The organism is Streptomyces sp. NPDC087428 (genome assembly GCF_044744085.1).
In the GTDB taxonomy this organism is placed as follows: Bacteria; Actinomycetota; Actinomycetes; order Streptomycetales; family Streptomycetaceae; genus Streptomyces.
On record NZ_JBIUXR010000005.1, the window covers coordinates 65,112 to 81,271 of the forward strand.

12 protein-coding genes and 1 tRNA gene are annotated in these 16,160 nt (G+C 71.7%); 7 read left to right on the top strand and 6 right to left on the bottom strand.

From position 1 onward, the window contains the following. The first annotated feature begins 261 nt into the window (after nt 1-261). On the top strand, nt 262-1,479 hold the full coding sequence (locus ACIO3R_RS11935; RefSeq protein ID WP_402105649.1) for a tyrosine-type recombinase/integrase: 1,218 nt from the start codon (nt 262-264) through the stop codon (nt 1,477-1,479). Nucleotides 1,480-1,597: 118 nt separating this feature from the next. Here ACIO3R_RS11935 and ACIO3R_RS11940 read toward each other — a convergent pair. Both ACIO3R_RS11940 and ACIO3R_RS11945 read right to left on the bottom strand, forming a co-directional pair. After that, nucleotides 1,598-1,671 (bottom strand) — tRNA-Pro (locus ACIO3R_RS11940). A 49-nt stretch (nt 1,672-1,720) separates the two neighbouring features. After that, nucleotides 1,721-4,354 (bottom strand): ATP-binding protein, encoded by a 2,634-nt coding sequence (locus ACIO3R_RS11945; RefSeq protein ID WP_402105348.1) that lies wholly within the window; start codon nt 4,352-4,354, stop codon nt 1,721-1,723. A 109-nt stretch (nt 4,355-4,463) separates the two neighbouring features. On the opposite strand from ACIO3R_RS11945, the gene ACIO3R_RS11950 reads away from it, so the two are divergent. Both ACIO3R_RS11950 and ACIO3R_RS11955 read left to right on the top strand, forming a co-directional pair. Next, the gene (locus ACIO3R_RS11950) at nt 4,464-5,036 is read left to right on the top strand and encodes a DUF309 domain-containing protein (RefSeq protein WP_385036004.1); all 573 of its coding nucleotides are present in this window, start codon (nt 4,464-4,466) and stop codon (nt 5,034-5,036) included. Next, on the top strand, nt 4,999-5,463 hold the full coding sequence (locus ACIO3R_RS11955) for a hypothetical protein (protein ID WP_402105651.1): 465 nt from the start codon (nt 4,999-5,001) through the stop codon (nt 5,461-5,463). Before ACIO3R_RS11950 ends, ACIO3R_RS11955 begins: the two co-directional genes overlap by 38 nt. A 27-nt stretch (nt 5,464-5,490) precedes the next feature. On the opposite strand, the gene ACIO3R_RS11960 is transcribed toward ACIO3R_RS11955, so the two are convergent. The 3 genes from ACIO3R_RS11960 to ACIO3R_RS11970 are packed head-to-tail and all read right to left on the bottom strand — an operon-like array spanning nt 5,491 to nt 9,579. Further along, nucleotides 5,491-6,717 (bottom strand): NAD(P)/FAD-dependent oxidoreductase, encoded by a 1,227-nt coding sequence (locus ACIO3R_RS11960; protein ID WP_402105350.1) that lies wholly within the window; start codon nt 6,715-6,717, stop codon nt 5,491-5,493. Next, a complete protein-coding gene (locus tag ACIO3R_RS11965; RefSeq protein ID WP_402105352.1) occupies nt 6,714-8,126 on the bottom strand; it encodes an NAD(P)/FAD-dependent oxidoreductase in 1,413 nt (470 codons plus the stop codon). The genes ACIO3R_RS11960 and ACIO3R_RS11965 overlap by 4 nt, the downstream gene beginning before the upstream one ends. Before the next feature lie 19 nt (nt 8,127-8,145). Then, nucleotides 8,146-9,579, bottom strand: coding sequence for an FGGY family carbohydrate kinase (locus tag ACIO3R_RS11970; RefSeq protein ID WP_402105354.1), 1,434 nt, complete (start codon nt 9,577-9,579; stop codon nt 8,146-8,148). A 321-nt stretch (nt 9,580-9,900) separates the two neighbouring features. Here ACIO3R_RS11970 and ACIO3R_RS11975 point away from each other — a divergent pair, with 321 nt between their 5' ends. Both ACIO3R_RS11975 and ACIO3R_RS11980 read left to right on the top strand, forming a co-directional pair. Then, on the top strand, nt 9,901-10,908 hold the full coding sequence (locus ACIO3R_RS11975) for a hypothetical protein (protein WP_385036008.1): 1,008 nt from the start codon (nt 9,901-9,903) through the stop codon (nt 10,906-10,908). Nucleotides 10,909-10,991: 83 nt separating this feature from the next. After that, complete coding sequence (locus tag ACIO3R_RS11980; RefSeq protein WP_385036009.1) at nt 10,992-12,521, top strand: amino acid permease; 1,530 nt, start codon at nt 10,992-10,994, stop codon at nt 12,519-12,521. Nucleotides 12,522-12,581: 60 nt separating this feature from the next. Here the strand turns inward: ACIO3R_RS11980 and ACIO3R_RS11985 are convergent, their stop codons facing one another. After that, a complete protein-coding gene (locus ACIO3R_RS11985) occupies nt 12,582-13,349 on the bottom strand; it encodes a sulfite exporter TauE/SafE family protein (RefSeq protein ID WP_385033115.1) in 768 nt (255 codons plus the stop codon). Between the two features lie 139 nt (nt 13,350-13,488). Here ACIO3R_RS11985 and ACIO3R_RS11990 point away from each other — a divergent pair, with 139 nt between their 5' ends. Both ACIO3R_RS11990 and ACIO3R_RS11995 read left to right on the top strand, forming a co-directional pair. Then, nucleotides 13,489-14,661, top strand: coding sequence for a substrate-binding domain-containing protein (locus ACIO3R_RS11990; protein ID WP_402105356.1), 1,173 nt, complete (start codon nt 13,489-13,491; stop codon nt 14,659-14,661). 102 nt (nt 14,662-14,763) lie between these two features. Continuing rightward, the gene (locus ACIO3R_RS11995) at nt 14,764-16,122 is read left to right on the top strand and encodes an ABC transporter substrate-binding protein (RefSeq protein WP_402105357.1); all 1,359 of its coding nucleotides are present in this window, start codon (nt 14,764-14,766) and stop codon (nt 16,120-16,122) included. Nucleotides 16,123-16,160: the final 38 nt, after the last annotated feature.

Genomic DNA, 16,160 nt, shown 5'->3' on the forward strand with positions numbered 1-16,160 from the left:
GACACACACGAAGGACGAGGGCGGTGCCCCTTTCGCCCGAGATGACAACCAGCCATTTCTCCTGGCCAGTGCCTGGTATTCGACGCGCGACCTCGCCGCTTGCCTGCGTGTAAACACCTCGACTCTGCGCCGTTGGCGCACCACTCGGCCACCCCAGGGCCCGCCGTTCGTCTCCGTTTCGGAACGCGTCATCATGTACAGCGCGGTCGACGTCGAGGAATGGCTGCACCACCACCGGACCGTCCCGCGACGAGACACATGATCGCCGACAAGGCCATTGTGCCGGTCGGTTACCGACTCACTAGCGACATCGAGTACCGGCCTAATCGCCTCAACCCGTACCGCGCCCGAGTCCGCTGGTTCGACCCGGCTACGAAGCGGCGTCTGTCCCTGTCGGAGGGGAAGGCTGACGAGGACGAAGCGCAGGAGTGGCTCCAGTCCATCATCGAAGCGGCTGAAGCAGGGCTGTCCCCGTCGCTCGCCACCATGAAGCTCGCCGAATACGGCAACGCGAACATGGACCTCGCCCTGCGCGGCCTGGAGTTGAAAACACTCGATCCCTACCTGTCAGGCTGGCGGACGCGCGTCGTGCCCGCCCTGGGCCACCTCGCGGTCCGCATGATCACCAACGGCGCTGTCGACCGCACCGTGCAGAACTGGATCGCCGACGAGCACAGCCGTTCAACGGTCAAGAACACCATCGCCGTCCTGGTCCGCGTCATGGAGCAGGCAGTCCGCGACGGCATCATCAAGGTGAACCCCGCCCGGGTGACCGGCTGGCAGAAGCTCTACAAGCAGGCCGAGGACGAACTCCTCGACCCGCGCGCTCTCGCCCTGCCCGACTGGGAAACACTCGTCACACTGGCCGACGCACTCGTGGCCGCCTCCCACGACGAGTACCGCGGCTGGGGAGAGGTGGTCATCTTCGCCGCGTGCACCGCCGCACGGATCGGCGAGATCTCCGGCTGCCGCGTCGGAGACATCGACACCACCCAGTGGATCTGGACCGTGCGGCGTCAGACCACACCCGCGCCCGGCGGACTGACCGACAAGGGCACCAAGGGCAAGCGGGCCCGCAAGGTTCCCATCGTCGAGGAGATCCGCCCCCTCGTCGCCCAGCGCATCCTGTCCGCCGGCCCCAATCCGGACGCCCGCCTGTTCACGGGCCCGCGAGGCGGACGCATCTCCACCGCCGTACTGCGCGACGCCACACACTGGGACGACGTGGTCACCAAGCTCGGCTACGAGCATCTGCGCCGCCACGACCTCCGGCACACCGCACTCACCTGGTTCGCCGACGCCGTGGTCCAAGTACACGTCCTCCGCAGGATCGCCGGCCACGGTTCGCTGACCACCACGCAGCGCTACCTTCACCCGGACGTCCACAAGATCACGGCCGCCGGAGCGGCGCTCTCGGCCCACTTCAACGTGCTGCGCGCACCGCGCTCACTGCCGAGCCCGATCGTCATGACCCGCTGACCCGCAGACCCGGTCAAGGACGCCGGACCTCCAGCTGGTCCCCAACCGGTCCCCAGAAATGATCAAGGGCCGGTTCGGATTTCTCCGAAACCGGCCCTTGATCGACGACTGTCTCCAGTCGGGACGACAGGATTTGAACCTGCGACCCCTTGACCCCCAGTCAAGTGCGCTACCAAGCTGCGCCACGTCCCGCTGCGACTCCCCCGGTGTCACCGGGGTGCTGCGCAGGACAAACATTACCTCACTCGGTGGACCTGATCGACGCCCGTGCCTGCTGGGCGCGGGTCGCCAGGGATTCCGCGCCGCAGGCCGTGGCCAGCTTGTGCGCCCGCGCGAGTTCTCGCGGGGAGCGGGTCGCGATGCCGTGCTCGACGAGGGCGACCGCGAACTCGTAGCCGGACGGGGACGCCTCCAGATGGCGGACCGCCTCACCGAGCAGTCGTTCGGCCTCCTCCGGAGGGGCGAAGAGCGAGACGCAGCGCAGTGCCTCACCGATCGCGGTATCCGTTCCGAAGCGCTCGGCGTGTATCCGGGCCGAGTTGGCGATCCGGGCGGCGCGGGCCGGGTCCTCGTCGGCGAGCGCGCGTGCCAGGTCGCCGACCCAGGGGCCCCAGATGCCGTTGAACCTGCCCCGTGGTTCGAGGGCCTGGCCGGCGGCTTCCAGCTCGGTGACGGCTTCCTTGAGACGGCCTTCGGCGAGCAGTAGGCGGCCCCGTACGCATGGCGCGTCGGGGAGGACCATGGCGCTGGGATAGGGCAGGCCGAAGTCGTACTGGTCCGCGATCTTGCGGGCCTCCGGGACGCGGCCGCGGGCCAGCAGTGTGTCGATGAGCAGGCAGGCGGCGTCCCAGTGGACGGGCAGTCCGCTGCCGACCCGGTCGGCGAGGCGCAGACCCTCGCGCAGGAAGCCCTCCGCCTCCGCGAGGCGGCCGCGACGACGGTTGACCAGGCCGAGGAGCGTATGGGCGAAGGCCAGGTGGGCGCCGCTCCAGCCGGAGATCTCGAAGGCGCGCACCGCTTCGCCGAAGAGCTCCTCCGCGCGGTCGAGCCGGTCGGTGAAGGCGTAGGTGATGCCGAGCAGCGTGGGGAGCTCGAAGCCCCATTCCGTATCGGTCCAGCCGAGACCGCGGGCGGGACGGCCGTTGACCAGTGCGCGTTCGCAGAGGTCGACGATGAGCTGGGAGTTCTCGCCGCGCAGCATGGCGTCGAAGGCACGCAGGGTGAGCAGGGCCCGTTCGGCGTTGTCCCGGCCGGCGAGGTGGTCGGCGTTCGCGGCGAGCCGGCGGGAGCGGCCCGGACCGTCCTCCTCGGTCGCCTGCATGCCCTCCCAGAGGAAGTGCGCGGCCTGCAGCCGCATCAGGCCGGGGCCGGGCGCGGTGCGCTCGGCCTCCGCCGCGAGGGCGAGCGCCGCCTCCTTGAGCTGGTTGTTGTGGGACAGCGCGGCGGCGAGCCGGAAGGTGGCGTCGACCCGCAGGTCGTCGGCGAGACCGGGCAGGTCGAGCGCGGCCCGCAGATGCTGCACCGTGGTGGGCGGCGAGCTGAGGAGCGTGGCGCAGCCCAGTTCGTAGAGCAGGGTGGCGCGCACATCCTGGCGCGGCGGTTCCTGAAGGGCCCGTTCCAGACAGCGGCGGGCCGCCTCGGGAGCACCGACCGCGAGGTGCTGGTTGGCCGCCGCCCGGAGCTGCTCGACCAGCTCGTGGTCGTCGTCCGGATGGACTTCGAGCAGGTGCCGGGAGGCCGCGGCGGGGCCGAGACCGGCCCGGGTGATCGCCCAGGCGGCCCTGCCGTGCATGGCGGTGCGGGTGGCCGGCGGAATCGAGCGGTACACGGCGGTGGCGATCAGCGGGTGCACGAACTCCAGCGGGTCGAAGCCGCTGACGATACGGGCCTCGCGCAGCCTGGCCGTGCAGTCCGCCGCCTCCGCGGGACTCATTCCGGCCAGGGTGGCGGCGAGGTCCTGGGAGATGTCGGTGCCGAGCACCGCGGCGGCCCAGGCGAACCGGTTGGCATTGGTGCCGAGCCGTTCGAGCCGGGCGACGAGTCCGCTGCCGCGGGCCGACGCACCGAGTTCGCGCAGCAGCCCGGCGGACTCCTCCAACGGGGCGAGCTCGCGGTCCTGGACCTTGGCGACGAGTTCGACCGCCTCGTACGGGTTGCCGCCGGTGACGGCCCAGACCTCACGGCAGAACGGGTCGTCGGCATGTTCGCCGAGGCCCGCGCGGACCAGTTCCGCGGTGGCGTCCGGGGTGAGGGCCCGCAGGGCGACCCGAACCTGTGCCGGATGACCGCCCGCGGCGGTGCGCGCCGCTTCCCTGGCGGCGAGCTCCTCCGGGCGGTGCGCCTGGACGACCAGGACCCGCAGCTCACCGAGTCGGGCGGTGAACGAGGCCAGCCAGGCGAGGGATTCGCCGTCGGCCCAGTGCGCGTCGTCGATGAGGAGCAGCAGCGGTCGGTGGCTCAGCCGGGAGGCGAGCCGTGCGACGACCCAGTCGAGACCGTCGCGCACACCCTGCGGATCGGGCTGCGGGCCGGTCGGTTCGACGAGTCCCAGGGCGGGTGCGGCGATCTCGTACCAGGAGCCGAACAGGGCACGGACGTCGTCGGTGGGGAGTTGTTCCAGTGCGGGCTGCAGCAGTTGGCGTACGACGTGGAACGGTACGGAGGTGACGGTCTCGCCGCCCCGTGCGGACCAGACGGTGCACCGGTCGATCGCCATGGCCTGGATCTCGGCCAGCAGTGCTGTCTTGCCGATGCCTGCTTCACCGCTGAAGATCAGTAACCCGCCGGACGCCTGCGCGCCGCAGAGTGCGTCGACGGCTTGCGCGGCGGCGGCCAGTTCCGGTTCGCGCTCGTACAGCGGCCGGGACGGTTTCATGCCTACCCTCCCCCAAAGTGGTACGGACAACTGTCGAGAATAGTCGTGCGCGGGGGCCCGCCAACAGTGGTTCGGGGAGTTCACCGCAGGTGCGGGGCACAATCGAGGGGTGGACGAGACTCGCAGGGACCGCGACACCGAAGGCCGGGCGCACAACGCGCGCCCCCGTGACGGGCTGGGACGCCCTCTGCCGTACGGCTCGCCGGGAGTGGAGCGGCAGCCCGAGGGTGTGGTCCGTGCCCCGGAGGAGACCGTCCGGGAGGCGCAGCGGCTGCTGGACGCCGGGATGCCGTTCCACGCCCATGAGGTTTTCGAGGACGCGTGGAAGTCGGGCCCCCCGGCGGAACGGGAGTTGTGGCGCGGGCTGGCCCAGCTGGCTGTCGGTCTGACCCATGCCGCCCGGGGCAATGTGACGGGCGGTGCGCGGCTGCTGCGGCGGGGCGCGGCGGCGCTCGCGGAGTTCACCGAGCACGGTGATGCCGGCACTTCCGGGGGCGCGCGCCCGTCCGACGCCGTCCCGTCGGAGGACTCCGGCGGCTCCTGCGGCCCCCCGGCGCACGGGATCGGTGTCCGTGCGCTCGTCGGCTGGGCGCGGGAGCTGGCCGGGCGGGTGGAGGAGCCGGGCGCGGAGCCCGTCGACGCCGCTGCCGAGGCGCCGCGGCTGCGGGCCGGGCGCCGGTAGCCCGGACGGTGGCGGGCGGCGGACACGCGTCCTTTCCCTTCCCTTGACCGAGAGCTTGGCCGAGAGCGGTGAACAGGGCCGCGCGAAGCTATTACCATCCCGCGTCATGAGCACTTCTGACCAGGACCAGGCCGTGGACACCCCGATATCCGCACCCGACGCCGAGGAGCGGCGGCTGACGCCGCGCCAGGCGAGACGGCTGCGCATCGTCCTGTCCTCCGTCGGCATGGCCGCGATGGCGGTCGTCCTGGGGCTGCGGATCGCGAGCCGGTCCTCGGTGCTGGTGGTCGGGGTGTACGGGCTGGCGCTGATCCTGTGCGGGATCGTGATCGAGCTGAGCAGGAACGGCCGTACCCGGCTGGGAAGTTGGCTGCTGGGCATCGGACTGGTGGCGGCGATCGGTTCGGACTGGCTGCTGATTCCCTGACGTGAGCGGCGCGGGCCCCTCGCGAGGTCAGCCCACGGAGATCCGCACGGTGTCGCCGTGCGGATCGGCCCGGTCCAGCCAGTCGGCGGACAGTGGGAGGGGGACGCCGGGCCGGGCGGGCAGCAGCAGCCGTTGCCGGTGCAGGAGCCGCCCGCCCTGGCGGACCATCAGCAGTGGGGCGGTCAGCCGCCGTTCGGTGCGCAGGACGAAGCGGTTGTTCAGGGGGCGGTCGCCGTCGGGGCCGATGAGGTTGGGCGCGATCCACGTCAGCGGGGCCTCGACCGTGAGCGCCGCACGGCCGGCGGGCCAGGACCCGGTGGCGAGGTGGCGCAGTACGGGGGCGGCGACGGCCCGCCCCTCGGCCGCCGCGGTGCCCGCGCGCTCCACGGCGTGCAGCAGATTGCCGATGGCGAAGACGCCCTCCTCGCCGGTGCGGTACGCGGCGTCGTGGGCGGGGCCGCGGGTGCCGGGGTCCAGGGCGACCGCGCCGCGCCGGGCCAGTTCGTGGTCGGGGATCCAGTCGCCCGTGAAGACCACGGTGTCGCAGCGGAGCGTGGTGGTGCGGCCGTCGTGGTGGCGGACCGTGACGCCGGTGAGCCGCCCGCGCCCGGTCAGCCCGGTCACGGTGGTGCGGCTGAGCACCGGGGCGCCGGGTCCCCGGCGCAGCGCGGCGAGGGGTACGGGCGGGTGGCCGGTCACCAGGGCGGCCACCTCGACTCCGGCGGCGCGCAGGGTGTCGGCCGCCGCGTGGGCGACGGGTTCGGTGCCGACGACGACCGCCCGTGTACCGATGTGCTGGTGGTGGAGGTGGACGGCCTGCTGAAGTTCCCCGGTGGTGTAGACGCCCGCGGGGCGGGTGCCGGGGACGAGCCGGGCGCTGCGGGGGCGTTCCCTGGCGCCGGTGGCGAGGAGGACGGCACGGGCGGTGATCCGTTCCAGTCCGCCCGGTCCGGTGGCGTCGAGGGTGCGCGGTCCGGCCCAGCCCGTGACGGTGATGCCGGTGCGCAGGGTGGCGCCGGCCCGTTCCGCGGCGGCGGTGCACCGCAGGGCGTACTCGGGCCCGCTCGTGCCGCCGGTGTCGCGCCGGCTGCCGAAGCCGCCGTGGTGGCAGTGGCGTGGGATGCCGCCGGTGCGCTGCTCGCGCTCCAGGACCTCCACCCGCGCCCCGGAGGAGCCGAGTTCGGCCGCCGCGCCGAGGCCGGCGGGGCCCGCGCCGACGATCAGCACGTCGACCGTACGCTCGCGGCGGGTCATGTCCGCGTCCCCTCGATCAGTGCGCGGAGCCCGGCCCCGCAGTGGAAGCCCTGGCAGCGGCCGTTGCCGGCCCGCGTCCTGCGCGCCAGTGCTTCGGCCGAGCGCGGCGGGAGCACGGAGTCCAGTGCGTCGCGGATCTCGCCCTCGGTGACGCGTTCGCAGTGGCAGACCACGGTGCCGTAGGCGGGGTCGCGGGCGATGAGTCCGGCGTTCAGGTAGGGGCGGTCGCTCGTCTCGCCGAGGCCCGGCATGGTGACGGGCGGCAGTTCGGCCGGGTCGCCCAGGTCGAGACCGGTGCGGGCGAGAAGGGCGGTGACGTGTGCGGCGATGGCCATGGAGGCGGTCAGGCCGGTGGACCGGATGCCGCCCACGGCGATGTAGCGACGGTCCGGGTACTCCTTGATCCGGTAGTCCTCGTGTCCGGTGGCCGCCCGCAGCCCCGCGTAGACGGCGGTGACCTCCTCGTCGATCAGCCGCGGCAGGATTCTGCGGCCCTTCTCCCGCAGCAGCGCGATTCCGTCCTCGGTCGACTCGGTGGCGTCCTTGTCGTCGAGGTCCTCCGCGGTCGGGCCGAGCAGCACGTTGCCGAAGACGGTGGGTGCCACCAGGACGCCCTTGCCCGCCGCGGTGGGGACGGGGAGCAGGATGTGGCGGACGAGGTCGCGGGCGAGTTTGTCGTACACGATGAGCTGTCCGCGGCGCGGTGTGACGGTGAAGGCGTCGTGACCGAGCAGCCGGTCGATCTCGTCGGCGTGGAGTCCGGCGGCGTTGATCAGCCGGCGGGTACGGAGCGATCCGCGGGTGGTCGTCAGTGTGTGGATGCCGGTGCCGGGGTCGACGCCCGTGACGCGGCAGTCCAGGTGCAGATGGACGCCGGCCAGGACCGCCTGGGTGGCGAAGGCGAGCGGGGTGGTCCAGGGACAGATGACGGACTCGTCGGGAATCTCCAGTGCGCCGAGGGCGCCCGGCCCCAGGTGGGGTTCGAGTCCGGCGAGGCGGTCCGCGTCCAGGAGCCGCGCCGCCTGGTAGCCGTTGGCCTCGGCCTTCGCCAACAGGGCTGGTAGCACGTCGAGTTGTTCGCTGTCCCAGGCCACGAGGAGGGCGCCGACGCGCTCGACGGGGATGCCCGTCTCTGCGGCGTACCCGGCGAGTCTGCGCTGCCCCTCGCGTACCAGCCGGGCCTCCAGCGAACCGGGCACGGCGTCGAACCCGGTGTGCAGGATGGCGGTGTTGGCCTTGGAGGTGCCGTTGCCGATGTCGTCCGAGGCCTCGACGAGGGCGGTGCGGACACGGTAGCGGGCCAGCTCGCGGGCGATCGCGGCGCCGACGACTCCGGCGCCGATGACCGTGACGTCGTAGGGCGGTCCGTCGGGCAGCGGCTGTCCGGCCGTCGTGACGGTGCGGTTCACCGGCGGGCCCCGGCAGTGGTCACGACCGCTCCAGGAGGGTGTCGACGGCCGCGCGGAAGCCGGCGAGGCGCTCGGCCGCCTCGTCGGGGCCGATCCTCGGCTCGTACACCGCGGCCGGTTCCCAGTCGGGCACGGCCTGGCGGAGCGTGAGCCCCGGGTCGAGGCCGATCCGGGCCACGGCGCCCACGCCGAGCGCGGTGACGTCGGGCAGCGCGGAGACCTCGACGGGCCGTTGCAGCAGGTCGGCCTGGGTCTGCATGAGCAGCGCGGAGCGGGTCAGCCCGCCGTCGACGCGCAGCACGCCGGGCCGCGCTCCCAGATCGGCCGCGACCGCTTCGGCCAGCTCGACGACCTGTGCGGCGATGCCCTCGCACAGGGCCCGCACCAGATGGCCCGCGGTGGTGTCCAGGCTCAGCCCGGTCACCGATCCGCGCAGGTCGCCGCGCCACCAGGGGGCGGCGAGTCCGGCGAGTGCCGGTACGAAGGTGACGCCCCCGGAGTCGGGGACGGAGCCGCCGACCGGGTCGAGGTCGGCGGCTCCTGAGATCACCTTGAGATCGGTGAGCCAGCGCACCGCGGAGGCCGCCGTGTAGACCTGTCCGTCCAGGCAGTAGCTGGTCTGTCCGCCGAGCCGCCAGGCCACGCAGCTGACGAGTCCGGTGGTGCTGCGGCGCGGCGCCGGGCCGGTCTGGGCCAGGAGGAACGCGCCGGTGCCGTACGTGCACTTGGCGGTGCCCGGCTCCAGGGCGCTCTGTGCCAGCAGGGCGGCCTGCTGGTCGACGAGGAGGCCGGTCAGGGGGAGCTCGCCCCCGAACGCGGTCGTCGTTCCGAACACTCCGGCGGCGTCGACCACCGACGGCAGGCGTTCGCCGCCCAGGCCGAAGACGTCCAGGGCGGCGGGTGACCAGCCGACCCGGTCGAGATCGAGCAGCTGGGTGCGCCCGGCCGTCGCCGCGTCCGTGACGAACGCTCCGGTGAGCCGGTGGACCAGCCAGGAATCGCTGGTGGTGACGACTCCCTCGCGGGTCAGTTCACGGCGGATCCAGGCCATCTTCGGGGCGGCGAAATAGGGGTCCATGGGCAGCCCGGTGAGTTGTTTCAGCTCTTCTTCGTGCATGGCGAGTTCGGCACACAAGCCGGCGGCCCGCCGGTCCTGCCAGACGATCGCGTCGGTGAGCGGCCCTCCGGTGTCCGGATCCCAGGCGAGCACGGTCTCGCCCTGATTGGCGAGGCCGACGGCTGCCACCGGTTCACCCGCTTGGGCCAGAGCCCGCTTTCCGGCCTCGACGACCGAACCGTACAGCTCGGCGGGGTCGGCCTCGACCACTCCGCCGGGGCCGAACCGGGGGCGTACCGGAGCAGAACCGGAACCGATCACGCCGCGCTCCGGGCAGATCACCAGCGCCTTCGTGCCGGAGGTCCCCTGGTCCACGGCGAGTACCGGACCTGTCATCGGCTCCCCAGTCGTACGCAAGCTCCGGCGCTTGAACGGAATCGTGATCTTCGGTTGCGGGAACCCAGGGTGGTGCAGCCCAGCGGTTACGTCAAGCACCCGCAAAGGCTATGTCCGGAACCCCCCTTTGACGCTCAACCTCCCGTTTCCTCAAGAGACTTGAATAAGATCCACGAATCATTCGGGAGTTCGACGCGACGGGCTCTACACTCACCGCCGAGCAACAACCGGACGCTTTACAGCAGTTCATATTTCAACAGCTACTTCACCCCCCACGTCCTTGAGGATCGATGCGACCGACACCATGCCCAGAGGGCATCCATGGCCAACAGTGATTTTCGGCCGGTTTATCATCCGGCCGGCCATGACAACGAACTCCGTTCCGCGTTACAGGACTTACGGACGGGCCGCTGGCTCTCCATGCGCAATCTGCTGGAGAGCACCCCGGACTGGGCCCGGTGGACCCAGCGCACCCAGGTGCTCGGGGCGGTCGCCGCGGGTTCGGACGCGGTACAGGCCTGGCTGACCGAGGAGCCCCGGAGCGTCGCGGCCGCCGTGATGCACGCCCGCGTCGTCGTGGAGCGGGCCGTCCGCGCCCACCGCGAGGGGCACCGCCGGGCGCAGGAGCTGTGGCAGCAGGCCTGGGAGGCGTGCCGCTCGGCCGCCCACGCCTCGCCCGCGGACCCGGTGCCCTGGGTGTGTCTGCTGGCCCTCTCCCAGCTGGACGAACGCCAGCGCCTGGAGGAGCACCGGCTGCATCCGCCGGGGCCCATGCTCTTTCCCGGGCCGTGGGGTCTGCTGGCGGAGGCGGACAAGCGCGATCCGTTCAACCGCGAGGCCTACCACCGGATGCTGCAGTTCGTCTATGCCCGCAAGGCCGGGGGCGCCCTCTCGGAAGCGGTCAACTTCGTTCAGTGGGCGGCCTCCTCGGCGCCCGACGGTTCCGCTCTGCACGTGCTTCCGCTGTACGTACGGGTCGAGCGCTACCGCCGCGAACGCGGCCATGAGAAGGCTCTGGACCTGCACTGGGTCACCGAGGACGCAGAGCGCGACGCCGTCCGCGCTCTGAACATCTGGTTCCTTCGCACGTCCGCGCCCACCCACACCCTGCTCGACCTCAACTATCTGGCGCACGCATTGTGGGGCGCGCTCCAGTTCGCCGACGCGGCACCCGTGTTCAAGGAGCTCGGCCCCTATTTCACCTCGCTGCCCTGGGCGTACCGCACCCGTACGCCCAAGGACCCCGGCGGCGCGGAGGAAGTGTTCCTGCGCGCCCGCAGCCGCGCCCTGGCCGCGGCCCGCGACCCCGGCAGGGGACCGCACGGCTGAGCCGGAACCCGCACCGCCCTCTCCCAGTGCCCCGCACCGCCCTCTTCTGTCCCCAGCAAGATCACCGCTCACGGAGGTCCTCCATGTCCATATCCACCTCGACCCATACGGGTTCCGAGGCCAACGCACCGAGGGACGAGGAGCAGCGGCTGCGCGAACTCGGTTACCAGCCGGTGCTCGCACGGCGGATGGGCGGCTTCGGCAACTTCGCCATCAGCTTCTCCGTCATCTCGATCCTCTCCGGCTGCATGACCCTGTACGGCTTCGGCATGTCGACCGGCGGGCCCGCGGTGATGCTGTGGGGCTGGGCCGGGGTCGGCCTGTTCGTGCTCTGTGTGGGCATGGCGCTCGCCGAGGTCACCAGCGCGTACCCGACGTCCGGGGCGCTCTACTACATGGCGGACCGGCTCGGCGGCCGCAAGTGGGGCTGGTACACCGGCTGGCTGAATCTGCTCGGGCTGCTCGGCGCGATCGCCGGTATTGACTACGGCGCCGCGCTGTTCACCGGTGCACTGATGAATCTGCAGTGGGGATTCACCCCCACCCCGGGCAAGACCATGGTCATTTTCCTCTGCATCCTGCTGCTGCACGCGGTGCTGAACCTCTTCGGTGTCCGGCTCGTCAGCGTGCTCAACTCGATCAGCGTGTGGTGGCACCTGGCCGGCGTCGCGGTGATCGTCTCCGTGCTGGCCGTCGTCCCCGCGCACCACCAGTCGCCGTCGTTCGTCTTCACCGAATTCGTCAATGACACCGGCTGGGAGAACCCGCTCTACGTGGCCGCGATCGGTCTGCTGCTGGCCCAGTACACGTTCTGCGGCTACGACGCCTCCGCCCACCTGTCGGAGGAGACCTCGGACGCCTCGGTCTCGGCGCCCCGCGGCATCGTCCGTTCGATCTGGGTCTCGTGGCTGGCCGGCTTCGTGCTGCTCGCCGGGCTGACGTTCGCGATCCAGGACTACGCGGGCACCCAGGAAAGCGCCACCGGAGTGCCGCCGGCCCAGATCCTGATCGACGCGCTGGGCACCTCTGGCGCCACGGCCATGCTGCTCATCGTGATCGCGGCGCAGCTGTTCTGCGGCAACGCCGAGGTCGCCGCCGCCAGCCGGATGGTGTTCGCCTTCAGCCGGGACAACGCGCTGCCGGGCTCTTCGCTGTGGCGCAAGGTGAGCGCCCGTACGCAGACGCCGGTCAACGCGGTGTGGCTGTCGGTCGTCGTCGCAGGACTGCTCGCCGTTCCGTCGCTGTACTCCGCGACCGCGTACGGCGCGGTGACCGCGATCAACGTCATCGGCATCACGCCCGCCTACGCGATCCCGATCTTCCTGAAGCTGCGTGCCGGTGACCGTTTCGAGCGCGGGCCCTGGCACCTGGGCCGCTGGTCGAAGCCGGTCGGCTGGATAGCCGTGGTGTGGGTCGCCATCGTGACCGTGCTGTTCCTGCTGCCGCAGTCGTCGCCGGTGACGATCGACTCGATGAACTACGCGTCGATCGCGCTCGTCGCCGTGCTGGTGCTGGCCACCGTGTGGTGGTTCGTCGCGCGGCGTTCGTACAGCACGCCGTCGGCGTACGGCAACGCCCGTGAGCAGGCGGAGATCGAGGAAGGGATCATCTGATCCACCGGCCGCCGCCGGATCGCGGCCCTCCCGGATCGCCGCGATCCGGGAGGGCCGCCCTCAGTTCAGCAGCAGTTGGAGACCGCCCAGCACCGTCGCCCCGATGACGAGGCGTTCGAAGAGCGTCTGGTTGATGCGGTCCACGCACTTCCGGCCGATCCAGGCGCCGGGCAGCACGAACAGCAGCATGCAGGCGTCGAGCAGCAGCGACTGCGCGTCGATCAGTCCGAGGCCCACACTGAACGGCACCTTGGACGTGTTGACGATCAGGAAGAACCACGCCGAGGTGCCGAGGAAGCCGAGCTTGCGGAACCCGGCGGAGAGCAGATAGAGCGACATGACGGGGCCGCCCGCGTTGGCGACCATGGTGGTGAAGCCGCCGAGCACCCCGTACGAACGGGCCTTGAGCCGTTCGGCCGCGGCCGGCGGGCCCGCGTCCGCCGACGGCTCCGCGCTCCCGGCCGCGGTGCGGCGCCGCCAGACCGTGACGCCCGCCATGAAGAGGAGGATCGCGCCGATCGAGGTCCGTACGGCGGCGTCGCCGGCCCACATCATGAACAGCGTGCCCGCCACCACGCCGACGGCGACGGCGGGAAAGAGCCGCAGCAGCGTCGGCCAGTGCGCGTGGCGGCGGTAGGTGAGCACGGCGAGCACATCACCGGCGATGAGGATCGGGAGCAGCACTCCGGTGGACTCGCGGGCGGGGAGCACCGCCGCGAAGACCGCGAGACTGATCGTATTGGCACCGCTGACGGCCGTCTTGGAGAAGCCGACGAGTGCGGATGCCGCGGCCAGCGCCGCCAGTTGCCAGAGGGTGAGAGTGTCCATGCCAGGAACAGATCGTAATGTGCCATGATTTTCGGCCTGCACCCAGCCGGGGAACCCGCATGACTATGCTGCGCTCCAAGCGCTCACACGAAGCGTTCAAACGCACAACGCGCAGCGGTACGGCGAGGGGGCCAGCAGCATGCGGGAGCCGGTTGAACTCAGGCGTCAGCGGATCATGGCGGTGGTGGAGTCGCGGGGCGCGGTCAAGGTCAGCGTGCTCGCCGCCGAACTGGACGTCTCGGTGGTCACGGTGCGGCGCGATGTCGAGGAGCTGACCCGGGCCGGGCGGCTGCGGCGCGGTCACGGCGTGGCCAGGCCGTTGCGGGAGCCGGCCGCGGCCGCCGCCGTTCCGGCCCCGCGGGGAGGTGAGCCGGCCGGGGAGGGCGGCGCGGTCGCCCTGGTCGTGCCGGAGCGGCACTCGTACCTGTACGAGACGCTGCACGGCGCCCGGAGCGTACTGGAGGAGGCCGGGATCCGTATCGCGCTGCACATCGCACCGCAGTCGGCCGGTGCCGAGCGGCCGCTGGTGGAGCGGGCCCTGGCGGACGGGGCGCGCGGGCTGCTGATCGCCCCGCGCTGGCGCAACGAGCGCTCCGAGGAACTGGACTACGGCTGGCTGGCGGACGTGGGGGTGCCGACCGTGCTGATGGAGCGGCGTCCCCGGCCGGGCAGCGCCCTGCACGCGCTGGACTCCGTCTGCTCGGACCACTGGTACGGGACGCACCTGGCCGTGGAGCACCTGGTGGCGCTGGGCCACCGCCGCATCGTGCTGGCCGCCCGTGACGACAGCCCGACGGCACGCAGCGTACGTGCCGCGTTCGCCGGGATCGCGGCCGGCCGGCCCGAGGTGGAGGACTGGACGGTGGTGCTGAGTTCGCCGGACGCGGTGCCGGGACCGGGCCCGGACGAGCCGGGGCCGGCGCCTGATGCCCCGCCCGTGAGCAGCGCTCACGCGCCGGATCTCGACCTCGCCGCGCTGCTGCGCGAGCGCGGCGCCACGGCGGCGGTGCTGCACGGCGACGTGGACGCGCTGATGCTGGTGCAACGGCTGGCCGAGAGCGGGGTGCAGGTGCCCCGGGACTGCTCGGTGGTGGCGTACGACGATGTGGTCGCGGCCCTGGGCAGCACCCCGTTGACCGCGGTGGCGCCGCCGAAGGCGGAGATCGGCAGGGCGGCCGCAGAACTGCTGCTCCACCGGCTCTCCGGAGCGGCCGGGGCGACCGGGGCGGCCGGCCCGGTGCGCCGGACGCAGCTGCTGCCCGAGTTGAAGGTGCGGGGATCGGCGCGGGCGATCACCCCCACCACCGACTGATCGTTTGACCGCTTCAATTTTCTTCTGAGCGATCTATTGACCGCCTCCGATCAGCCGATCAGGATTCCCCGTGTCTTCATTCAGGAGCCGCGGGAGGCACCCATGCCCGGTCGACACAGCCGTCGATCCGTGCTCGCCACGATCGCCGCACTGCCACTGACGGGCGCACTGAGCGCCTGCGGCGGCGGGACATCGGGATCGGGGAGCACGAGCAGGACCAGCACCGTCAGCAACAAGGGCCGCAACGCCACACACCTCACCTTCTGGTCCGCCCTGCGCGGGAGCCAGGAAGTGGTGGACGCGTTCAACCGGACACACAGCACCGTCCAGGTCGACTTCCAGCAGATCCCCTCCGGGGGCCAGGGCGGATACGCGAAACTCAGCAACGCCTCCCGGGCCGACAACGCCCCCGACGTCGCGACGATCGAGTACCCCCAGCTCCCCGGCTTCGCCATCGACGGGGTCACCCTGGAGCTGACGGACCTGATGAGCGACGGCCTGCGGGACAAACTGCTGCCGCAGGCCCTGGGGCTGACCACCTTCGAGAAGCGCGTCTTCAGCGTTCCGCTCGACGTCGAACCGATGGTGATGCACTACCGCACCGACCTCTTCGACGAGTACGGCATCGAAGTCCCGCGCACCTGGGACGAGTTCGAGGAGACGGCCCGTACCGTGCGCGGCAAGGCACCGGGCCGGCGGCTGGCGGCCTTCGCCACGGACGGCGCGCCGCAGTTCGCCGGGTTCGCCTGGCAGGCCGGTGGCCAGTGGTTCGACACCGGTGACGGCGCCTGGAACGTCTCGCTCACCGACGGGCCGAGCCGCCGCGTGGCGGCGTACTGGCAGCGGCTGATCGACCAGGACCTGGTCTTCATGACGCCCGTGGACAGCAGGCAGTACGACGCCCAGCTCAGCAACGGCCAGGTGCTGGTCCGGCTCAGCGGCGCCTGGGACGCCGGGGCGCAGATGAACGCCCGGCCCGGCCAGAAGGGCAAGTGGGCCATCGCGCCGCTCCCCCAGTGGGACGCGGCCGACGCGGCGCTGGGCACCCACGGCGGATCGACCTTCGCGGTCACCAGGAGCAGCAGGCACCCGGAGGCCGCGCTGGAGTTCATCGAGTGGCAGGTCTCGCACCCCGACGCGCTGCGCGCCAGGCTCTCCAGCGGGGCCAGCAGCCAGTACCCGGCCGTCCCCGGACTCGTCGACGTCTACCGCGAGGCCTTCGACCGCAGCTACTACAGCGGCCAGGACATCTACACCCTCTTCGAGCAGGAGGCGCACAAGATCCGGGACGGCTGGACCTGGGGGCCCCGGATGACCGCCACGCTGAAAGTCATGCAGGACGGCTTCGCCCGGGTCAGCGGCGGCCAGGGCTCGTTGCTCGAATCCGTGCGCGCGGCCCAGCAGGGCACCATGCCCGACCTCAGGGCGCTGGGCCTGGCCACCACCGACCACAGCAGCTGAGCCGCAGTCCGTCCCCCTTCCCCGCAGCAGAGAGGCAG

Coding starts and splice junctions, on each gene's coding strand:
- ACIO3R_RS11980 (WP_385036009.1), top strand. CDS start 10,992: ATGTCCATATCCACCTCGACCCATACGGGTTCCGAGGCCAACGCACCG.
- ACIO3R_RS11970 (WP_402105354.1), bottom strand. CDS start 9,579: ATGACAGGTCCGGTACTCGCCGTGGACCAGGGGACCTCCGGCACGAAG.
- ACIO3R_RS11990 (WP_402105356.1), top strand. CDS start 13,489: ATGCGGGAGCCGGTTGAACTCAGGCGTCAGCGGATCATGGCGGTGGTG.
- ACIO3R_RS11975 (WP_385036008.1), top strand. CDS start 9,901: ATGGCCAACAGTGATTTTCGGCCGGTTTATCATCCGGCCGGCCATGAC.
- ACIO3R_RS11945 (WP_402105348.1), bottom strand. CDS start 4,354: ATGAAACCGTCCCGGCCGCTGTACGAGCGCGAACCGGAACTGGCCGCC.
- ACIO3R_RS11995 (WP_402105357.1), top strand. CDS start 14,764: ATGCCCGGTCGACACAGCCGTCGATCCGTGCTCGCCACGATCGCCGCA.
- ACIO3R_RS11985 (WP_385033115.1), bottom strand. CDS start 13,349: ATGGACACTCTCACCCTCTGGCAACTGGCGGCGCTGGCCGCGGCATCC.
- ACIO3R_RS11960 (WP_402105350.1), bottom strand. CDS start 6,717: ATGACCCGCCGCGAGCGTACGGTCGACGTGCTGATCGTCGGCGCGGGC.